This window comes from Crenothrix polyspora, from assembly GCF_900163755.1.
GTDB classification, from domain to species: Bacteria; Pseudomonadota; Gammaproteobacteria; order Methylococcales; family Methylomonadaceae; genus Crenothrix; species Crenothrix polyspora.
Genome location: NZ_FUKI01000159.1, coordinates 36,751 through 45,890 on the forward strand (window position 1 = coordinate 36,751; position 9,140 = coordinate 45,890).

At 44.3% G+C, this 9,140-nt stretch carries 10 protein-coding genes; 4 read left to right on the top strand and 6 right to left on the bottom strand.

All coding sequences use genetic code 11. The features are described from left to right. Positions 1–7 precede the first annotated feature (7 nt). Together CRENPOLYSF2_RS16155 and CRENPOLYSF2_RS16160 are read left to right on the top strand one after the other, a co-directional pair. On the top strand, positions 8–238 hold the full coding sequence (locus CRENPOLYSF2_RS16155; protein ID WP_087144982.1) for a sulfurtransferase TusA family protein: 231 nt from the start codon (positions 8–10) through the stop codon (positions 236–238). A 469-nt stretch (positions 239–707) separates the two neighbouring features. Then, on the top strand, positions 708–1,226 hold the full coding sequence (locus tag CRENPOLYSF2_RS16160; protein WP_087144983.1) for a SixA phosphatase family protein: 519 nt from the start codon (positions 708–710) through the stop codon (positions 1,224–1,226). A gap of 62 nt (positions 1,227–1,288) precedes the next feature. On the opposite strand, the gene CRENPOLYSF2_RS16165 is transcribed toward CRENPOLYSF2_RS16160, so the two are convergent. From CRENPOLYSF2_RS16165 to CRENPOLYSF2_RS16185, 5 genes are all read right to left on the bottom strand, one after another. Continuing rightward, positions 1,289–1,687 (bottom strand): hypothetical protein, encoded by a 399-nt coding sequence (locus tag CRENPOLYSF2_RS16165; RefSeq protein WP_087144984.1) that lies wholly within the window; start codon positions 1,685–1,687, stop codon positions 1,289–1,291. 120 nt (positions 1,688–1,807) lie between these two features. After that, the gene (gene ppk2, locus CRENPOLYSF2_RS16170) at positions 1,808–2,740 is read right to left on the bottom strand and encodes a polyphosphate kinase 2 (RefSeq protein ID WP_087144985.1); all 933 of its coding nucleotides are present in this window, start codon (positions 2,738–2,740) and stop codon (positions 1,808–1,810) included. 112 nt (positions 2,741–2,852) lie between these two features. Continuing rightward, the gene (locus CRENPOLYSF2_RS16175; protein WP_087144986.1) at positions 2,853–3,893 is read right to left on the bottom strand and encodes an MJ1255/VC2487 family glycosyltransferase; all 1,041 of its coding nucleotides are present in this window, start codon (positions 3,891–3,893) and stop codon (positions 2,853–2,855) included. Continuing rightward, positions 3,890–4,414 (bottom strand): phosphatase PAP2 family protein, encoded by a 525-nt coding sequence (locus tag CRENPOLYSF2_RS16180; protein ID WP_087144987.1) that lies wholly within the window; start codon positions 4,412–4,414, stop codon positions 3,890–3,892. Before CRENPOLYSF2_RS16180 ends, CRENPOLYSF2_RS16175 begins: the two co-directional genes overlap by 4 nt. A gap of 222 nt (positions 4,415–4,636) precedes the next feature. Then, positions 4,637–5,665, bottom strand: a complete 1,029-nt coding sequence (locus CRENPOLYSF2_RS16185; RefSeq protein WP_087144988.1) for a hypothetical protein — start codon at positions 5,663–5,665, stop codon at positions 4,637–4,639. A gap of 213 nt (positions 5,666–5,878) precedes the next feature. Here CRENPOLYSF2_RS16185 and CRENPOLYSF2_RS16190 point away from each other — a divergent pair, with 213 nt between their 5' ends. Together CRENPOLYSF2_RS16190 and CRENPOLYSF2_RS16195 are read left to right on the top strand one after the other, a co-directional pair. After that, on the top strand, positions 5,879–6,889 hold the full coding sequence (locus tag CRENPOLYSF2_RS16190; RefSeq protein ID WP_087144989.1) for a glycosyltransferase family 4 protein: 1,011 nt from the start codon (positions 5,879–5,881) through the stop codon (positions 6,887–6,889). Between the two features lie 22 nt (positions 6,890–6,911). Further along, positions 6,912–8,234 (top strand): UDP-glucose dehydrogenase family protein, encoded by a 1,323-nt coding sequence (locus tag CRENPOLYSF2_RS16195; RefSeq protein WP_087144990.1) that lies wholly within the window; start codon positions 6,912–6,914, stop codon positions 8,232–8,234. 63 nt (positions 8,235–8,297) lie between these two features. On the opposite strand, the gene CRENPOLYSF2_RS16200 is transcribed toward CRENPOLYSF2_RS16195, so the two are convergent. Further along, positions 8,298–8,972: a phosphate signaling complex PhoU family protein gene (locus tag CRENPOLYSF2_RS16200; RefSeq protein WP_087144991.1), complete on the bottom strand. Its 675-nt coding sequence runs from the start codon at positions 8,970–8,972 to the stop codon at positions 8,298–8,300. Positions 8,973–9,140: the final 168 nt, after the last annotated feature.

Sequence of the window (9,140 nt, forward strand, 5' to 3'; positions counted from 1 at the left end):
TTTACTCATGATTGAAACTCACCTGGAAGTTGATGCCAGCGGCTTAATGTGCCCGCTGCCTTTGTTGCGTTTAAAAAAAGCCTTAATGGAAATGAGCAGCCGCGAAACCGTCAAAATAATCACCACTGATCCTGCCGCGCATTTGGATTTTGGCGTGTATTGCCAGCAAGCTGGGCATCAGATTATTGAATTTATCAAGCACGCTGACAGCATTATTTTTTACGTGCAGAAAAAATAATTCAGCTTTTGGGTTATTTTTCTAGCAGATAGCGTTCAAGTAACAATCCTGCTATCTGGACAAAATGTTTGGTGTTTACGGCTACCCACTGAAGGCGAGGCACGGTGTAAGGCTTAACCGTGCGCCCAGAGCCTGTCGAAGAGTGGGCGGTTAAGCCGATCATGGTTCGACAAGCTCACCATGAACGGCTTAACCTGAAACTGTCCCACCTTAAGTGAGTAGCCGTATTTACGGATGCCCAACACAATCAGCAATTCTTCTGTTAAATTTGTGGGTAACTCAAAATCTGTTGCTATCTATTATGCAAGGCCTCTTAGTTATTGTCTCGACACGTCACTGTAATATTCCTGTGTTAATCTTTGATGACAACTGCGTTAATCCGTCATAAATAACCGTGCGGAAAGCTATGTCATTCTTCATTAACATATCAACACTCAAGCGATTTTATAAAAAAAACAGGACTAATACGATGAGCAGAGAATTATGGCTTTTACGCCACGCCAAGGCTGAACAACTTAATGGCGCTGAAGATTTTGACCGCAACCTAAAAAAACGGGGCAAGCGTGATGCCACCCTGATAGGACAATGGCTAAACGAAAATGATTTACGGCCTGATGTTGTCATCAGTTCCCCTGCCCTGCGAGCCATTGCCACGGCAAAAATAGTCTGTGATGTCATCGGCATAAACCATAAGGACATCCGGCAAGAAAACCGTTTGTATGATGAAGGCTTATATCGAGTTAAAACAGTGCTGGCCGATTGCCCGAAACAGTTTAGCCGTGTTTTATTGGTAGGCCACAACCCAGAACTGGAAAAGCTGGTAACCTGCCTGGTATACGACAGCGAACTGTTTGAAGTTAAAAAACTGTTGCCTACGGGTACATTGGCTCGTTTGAGCTTACCGGATGACTGGTCTTTGTTGAATCAAGGCTGTGCCACCTTGTTGTCCATGACCCAACCAAAAACATTGGTGGAAGATGAAGATTAATGCCCGTTACGGATGTGTCGAAAAAGAAGCCCCGTCGATTGAATAGGGATCTGGCTTATATATTATATTTTATCTAACTTATCAACGACTTGTTTAATTTCTGCCAGACTTAGAGTTAGTAATAAATTTAGCCCTACACGAATCAGCTCATTTTTTTTAACAAGGATACCTTCCGCCAAACAGATTTTTTTAAGTTCGACAACTTTCAAATAATCCTGTTCTGGAAACGGAAAGCTACGCTTGACAATTTTTATCTTGTCACGCTTTTCAACGGCGGTGATAACGTCATGTTCAATGGGCTCAACAATCGGTTGAATGTCGGCAGCCTTGGTTTTTTTGGCTGGCGAGGGCTTGCCAGGTGTTTTTTTAATAGCTTCCTTTTCTATTGGATGCTCTGTAGTTGCTAGGGCTTTAGGTGCGACGGCTACTGCTTTGGTTGATTTCGATTTTACTGTACTCATTACGCATATCCCTTACTCTGGTTGAACGAAACCACAGTATAGTCTCCATTCCAATCTTGAGGCGATAAAAAATCAACATTTTACAGCCGCTGGTTTTTTAAGCTTATCCACAGCATGATTTTAGAGATCATAGAAATCTGGAACAAACATCTCACCAGGTAGCGGCCTACGCAAATAATCCGGATTATGTAGCCTGGGAGGCAAAGCAACGGGTTCCCGTTCAATTTTAGTATAAGGCACTTGGCTCAAGAAATGCCGGATACAATTAAGCCGAGCTTTTTTCTTGTCATCGGCTTCTATTATCCACCACGGTGCCTCAGGAATATGCGTGCGTTCCAGCATGGTTTCTTTGGCCTTAGTGTATTGCTCCCAAAACCGTCGAGATTCCAGATCCATCGGACTTAGCTTCCACTGTTTAAGCGGATCGTGGATGCGTCTGATAAAACGTACGTGCTGTTCGCCGTCGGAAATGGAAAACCAGTATTTAATCAAAATAATACCGGAGCGGATCAACATTTTTTCAAATTCTGGCACGGAACGGAAAAACTCTTCGTATTCTTCTGTGTTGCAAAACCCCATGACTTTTTCTACACCCGCGCGGTTGTACCAGCTGCGGTCGAACAAAACGATCTCTCCCCCAGCAGGGAGATGGGGGACATAGCGTTGAAAATACCATTGTGTGCGTTCACGTTCGCTGGGGGCTGGCAAGGCTACCACTGTGCAAATTCGCGGATTGAGGCGTTGGGTAATGCGCTTAATCACCCCTCCTTTGCCTGCTGCATCACGTCCCTCAAATAACACAACCACCTTCAATTTTTTATGCGTAACCCAATCTTGCAGTTTTACCAATTCGCCTTGCAAGCGAAACAGTTCATTAAAATAAAAATGTCGGTCTATGTCGGTTTGTTCATCAAATCCCATAGCATCGGTTGTTAACGCATTAATCGGGTAATCGTCGACTTCCATTTCCAACTCTTCATCAAAGCTGTCTAACATTTCAAGGTGAAGGCGGTGCGCATAGTGCGACGTATCGTTAGTTTTGTTGTTACTCATTATAGACAACTTAATAATTTCCAAAAGATAGCAAGCGTGTTGACAGGCTAGTAGGCCGCCTGAAGCCAAACATATCAAATTAGCTGCTGGGGTGTTTAAAAGACGGTCATCATCAATGCAGTATTTTAGTTACCTCTGCCTTACGCCAAACTGAGGCAATAAACTCATTGGTCATTTTGGGCATGCCCTGCCCTATCCATTGCACAATGATTTGGGCGACATTCGGGTAATTTATCTGCACGGCGTGTTGATCGTATAACCAGGCGGCTACAACTTTCGTGTCAAGCTCATACATGGTTTGGCCATACCCCAATTGCTGTAAGGCAAACGCATTGGAGAGCTGCTCCATTTGTGAGTGCAGGGGCTTGGCCAGGATTTTTTTCCCTGCCAGCAACGATTCGCTGGCCAGCTCAAAACCGGCATTGCTGATGATACCCGCGCAGTCATGAAAATCGCGCCTAAAACCATCACGCGATAACGGCTTGAACTGAATATGACTCAAACGACTCATTACCTGAGCTGAAATGTACACATGGAATTCAAAATCTACAAACGGCGTTAAAAACTTCATCACGGTCTCATGCTCTTCAAAAGGCAGATAGACAATGATTTTTCTCTTGTTAATATTGGAGCTGGATTCGGTTATTTCAATAATGGGTGGCAAAATAGGCTGGTTGAAGTGATGCCAATGCAAACCAATACCCACATCCACCGGCGCAAAATTTTTCATCACCATGTTGGCAATAGGGTCAGAACCTGTTTTGGGAATATCATGATTAAATGCGTATTGATGACCGATACCCAGCACGGTTTTTTTATAGCGTTTAGCCGCCCAAGCCGTCACCGGTTCAAAATCACTGATAATCAGATCATAATCTCCCAAATCCAAGGCAACCACATCTTTTAAAAATTGGATAGGTTTCGCATCAACAGCGGTTTTAAGGTAGCGTACCTGGCCGTTACGCATGCTGAATGTCAGTCCTGACTTAACCAGATAACGTTGAAAAACTTCCATGTCAAAATAATGCGCGGTATTTTTGCCGGTAAACATAAAGGTCACGTCCATGCCTGCATAAGCCAGTTCCCTTGCCATTACCCGCGCACGGGTAATATGGCCGTTGCCCGTACCTTGTACGCCGTAAAATATTTTCATAACACCACCCTGTATAGGCTTAAATAGGCAATACCCGTACCCATAGCAGCGCCAATCACCACATCACTGGGAAAATGCACCCCCAGCAGCACCCTGGAAAAACCAACGCTAATAGACCAACCATACAGCACGACTGCCAGTGACGGCCAAAACGCACTGCATAAAGTTGCCATCATAAAAGCCGCCGAGGTATGGCCGGAGGGAAAGCTGAATTGGTCACTGGGCACAATAAAGCTTTTGACATTATTCAATGCCGCTTGTGGGCGGTCACGTTTTAAGCCATTTTTTAATACGAAATATAACGGGCGTTCAACCATAAAGGCGATTGCCAGCGCCTGAACAAACGGGTTGCTCACACCATCTTTCCATACCACGCCAAAGGCGATCAACACATACAAGTAACCATCGGCAGATTTGGAAACCCACCGGCACAGTTTGTACAAAGGCTGATATAAACACATGTTGATAAAGCGTAAAAAAACAACGGTGTCATAGTGATGTATTGCATATAAAAGTTTCATGATCTGTACCTATAGCCGGAAAGCAAAGAGAATGGGTACTGTAATTTCCCATTAGAATGGTAGACAGAGTAAATCGGTAATATGACAGCAATATGAAGGCTTGTTGACAGTTGCGTGACAACACCGCCCATTAGTCGCAGATGGGAAATGAGGGGTAGCTGCGCGTGAAGCAGTAAGATATGACAACACGGCCATACCTTACTGAGACTGTGCCGATGGACTTTAGTTGCCCGGCACCAGCATGGGTTCAAAGCTAAACAGATTACGGGCGTAGGGGTTAACGTTCACCTTTATCCAATGCACATTCGGGCTACCGAAGGTTTCTACCCGCGTAAAGTTTTTGACCAGATGGGCTTGGTCAACCAGCGGCTTATCGATCTTGAAAAAATGCACGTCACCATGCACTAGCACTACTTCGCCGCCGAACGTATTGGTTTCCTCAACCAGCGCCGCCAAAAAGTTGCTGTAACCATCAACCCCTGGCAAAGTGCGCTCGTTGACGGTCTCGGTTTCTGGCAGGTCAAAACCAGGATCGCCCTGGATAGTAATCATTATCCCCTTGGCTTTTTTGTTTTTGGCCAACTGGAATGATTGTTTCAGGAATTCTATATTGGCTGCATCACGCGCCCGATATTCGGTATTATCCGCACTGCAATCGGCCAGGGTACGGGCACTTTTGCTGGTGCATTCGCTATCAGAATTCACTTTATTGTTGTTGCTGCCGGGTATGTTCAGGCCAACAAACACCACCTTGCCGCGTGTCCAGCGTGTATTTTCAGCATATTCACCGGCAAGCCAGCCTTGGTGTTCCAACTTAAGCTTATGTTGGCCAAAGCTGAAAGGTGTATTGAACATCACTTGCCGAATGTGCGTCAATCGCTCCAGATTATTATAACCGCCGTTATTGGTGCGATGGCAATCTGTCCATTCATTGTCCCCTGGGATATATACCATCGGTTTCTTAAAGGTATTGAAATAGGTGATAGCATTGGCGTACTGGCTATCCTCACACAGTGAGCTGCCATCTTTGATATCACCATCGAATACGGTGAAGGCGACATTGGACGCGTTGATGTTATTGATCAATGCCGAAATTTTTGGGGCATCGTTGGCTTTTGCATAAGGCATGTCACCCCACAGTGCAAAGCTGTAAACAGGCGATTCATAAGCTTCGCCAGCATTGCAAATTGTAAAGGGGAGATTGAGTGATAACACCAAAGCACCGACTATTTTTGATTTTTTACTGAACATTATGACTCCATTAAGGCTTGACAGTGGAATCACTAGACTAACGCTTTATTGTGTCATCAATATGTCAGCTGCATTTTTATTAATCGACTAACCAACACCCGATACCTAAAACCTGTCCGTCATCAAATCGTCACAGGGCTGTCATCATTTTTTCATATCAAGGTTTTACCATGCTGCTTCAGTCGTAATATTTGTCAAGTATGGAAAACGCATATGGGCTTAAAAATCGCCTTTATTACCGATGCCTGGTATCCACAAATTAACGGGGTGGTCACCACCATCGAGAACACCTGTAAGGCTCTTAATAACGGGGGTGACGACGTGTTTTTGATCACCCCAGACCGATTTTATACGATACCCTGTCCTAGCTACCCCTCCATTAAGCTGGCTATTTTTTGCTATCCCAAAGTCAGGCGGTTACTGAATGAATTTGCCCCTGACCGTATCCATATTGCTACAGAAGGGCCATTAGGACTCGCTGCACGTAAGTATTGCCTGAAATATAAGCTGGCGTTCAGCACGTCATTCCATACTTTATTTGCCGAATATATCAACCTGCGTTTCGGTATGCCTGTTGCCCTTGGGTATCGTTTTTTACGGTGGTTTCATAAACCGGCAAGCCATATCATGATCGCCACCGCTCGCGTAGAAGCCAACTTGGTTAATAGAGGCTTTGATAAAGCACAATGTGTACGCTGGTCCAGAGGGGTGGATGTTGATCGTTTTAGGCCGAGGGATAAAAATTTCATTAGCTACCGCCGACCTATTTCCCTGTATGTGGGCCGAGTGGCTATTGAAAAAAATCTGCACGCTTTCCTTAACTTGCCTGTTTCGGGCACTAAGATTGTCGTGGGTGATGGCCCGCAACTCCATAAATTAAAAAAACAATTCCCCGATGTGGTCTTCACGGGGTTTCAGACCGGAGAGCATTTGGCCAAAACCATGGCGGCGGCCGATGTGTTTGTGTTCCCTAGCCGGACAGACACGTTTGGTATTGTAATGCTGGATGCCCTGGCATGTGGCGTTCCAGTAGCCGCCTACCCAGTGCAAGGCCCTATCGATATCTTAATTAATAACAAAACCGGCTGCATGCAAGAAGACTTACAGCAGGCCTTTTACGGCGCATTGGCCTTACACAGCGAAGATTGTCGGCAACAGGCGCTGGGCTACTCGTGGCAAAACTGTTCCGCACAATTTTTAAATAATTTAGTACCTGTTACCTAATAAGCACGTTGAGGGCTGCACAATGAAAGTCACTGTATTTGGTACAGGTTATGTCGGCCTGGTTACGGGGAGTTGCCTGGCAGAAGTGGGTAACGATGTCTTATGTGTGGATATTGATGTCGCCAGAATTGCTCAACTGGCACAAGGTATTATCCCCCTCTATGAACCCGGCCTAGAAAACATGGTGCGGGACAACCAAAAGGCCGGGCGCTTACATTTTACAACCGACATCAAGCACGCCGTAGAGCATGGTTTGTTTCAATTTATTGCTGTGGGTACCCCGCCGGGTGAAAATGGCTCTGCCGATTTGCAATATGTACTGAATGTGGCTCACAGCATTGCAAAACACATGCAGGGTTATCGGATTATCATTAACAAATCTACCGTGCCGGTCGGTACAGCCGATAAGGTTAAATGCCTGGTGCAAGACACACTGGATAAAAACACCCAACATATTCAATTCGATGTCGTCTCTAATCCGGAGTTTTTAAAAGAAGGCGCAGCACTGGCTGATTTCATGAAGCCTGACCGCATTATTATTGGCACTGATAACCCCAGAACCACTGAATTATTAAAAGTATTGTATGCGCCCTTTAACCGCAGCCACGAGCGTATTATTGCGATGGATATTCGTTATGCCGAGTTTACCAAATATGCCGCCAATGCCATGTTGGCCACTAAAATCAGCTTTATGAATGAATTGGCCAATCTGGCTGAATTTTTAGCGGTTGATATAGAAAATGTCAGGCAAGGCATTGGCTCTGATAGTCGAATAGGCTATCAGTTTATATACCCTGGTTGCGGTTATGGTGGCTCTTGTTTCCCTAAAGATATTAAAGCGCTTATAAAAACAGCGGGCGATGTTGGCTATAACACGGAATTATTAGTGGCCGTAGAGAATATTAATAATCGCCAAAAACAGGTTTTATTTGAAAAGATTATGCACCATTACCAAGGGGATATTAAAGGCAAGACGTTTGCATTATGGGGGTTAGCATTTAAACCCAAAACCAATGATATTCGAGAAGCACCCAGTCGCGTATTGATTGAAGCCTTGCTTGCGGCCCATGCAAAAGTACAGGCTTATGACCCAGAAGCACAGGAAGAAATACGCCGTGTTTATGGTGACAAACAGGGATTGAGCCTTTGCAATACCCAAGATGAAGCCTTGGAACATGCGGATGCCTTATGCATTGTTACCGAATGGAAAAACTTTTGGAGCCCTGATTTTGATGCCATAAAACACAAACTGCGCGATACGGTTATTTTTGATGGCCGAAACCTGTACCAGCCAGCACAGCTAAAATCTAAAAATATTCAGTATTATTGTATCGGCAGGCCTTAAGATAAATAATCAGCTAATAACGTCATAAATCAACAGGCTAAAATAAAAAATTCACACTCAACCTTACTGTTCAATGGTGTACTGGCTTCTTGTTAAATACTCAAGCTCTTTATAAATATGAAAAGCATGATCGCCTATACGCTCTAACGTTTTTGCCATGCTAAGAATACGCAGGTTGCGTTTAATGTGATTGGCATCGTTCATTATCTGTGTCGTCAACTGCAAAAACATAGTATACGAACAATCGTCATTTTTATGCACATGGGTAACAGCAATATCGATAATGATTATTTTAGAAAAAACATCCAACGTAAGTTGCAACCGCTCTTTTACCCTGTTAAACAAGGTCTCTATTTCATGGTAAATGCTGGGTATTCCGTGGTCGTTTGAAAATTGGATAGCCATTTTTGCAAAAGCCTCGGTTAATTGGCCTATCAATTTCAATTCATGAATGATTTTAATCACGGTTATTAAAAGCTTTAGGTCAAATCCACCCAATTGGTTTAAAGCCAGCATTTGGTAGCATTGATGATCCAACGAGGCCTTGTCTGAATTAATTTGATCCATGAGGTTAAAGCTTTTTTTGGCCGCCTTAAAGTCCCCCTTCGTCAATGCCATCATGGCCAGATCCATTTGTTGCTCGACCAATTCCCCAAGCGCCAAGACCTGGTGACAAATCCCATCCAAAGCTATAGCGGCTTTATTGCCGGTAGGCTGAACTATCTTAATAACTGCCATAACCACACTCTGTCGTTGTCGTTAATTTTTTAACACACTATCAAACTTATGTTACGGGAAGATGACCGTTCGCTTGAGGGCTGACTGACATAAGTATTACGCCCCTTTCAGTACCGTACACTTTTTAAACCAAGCCAAAGCTAGCTAATATCATGGCGTTACCTTTAG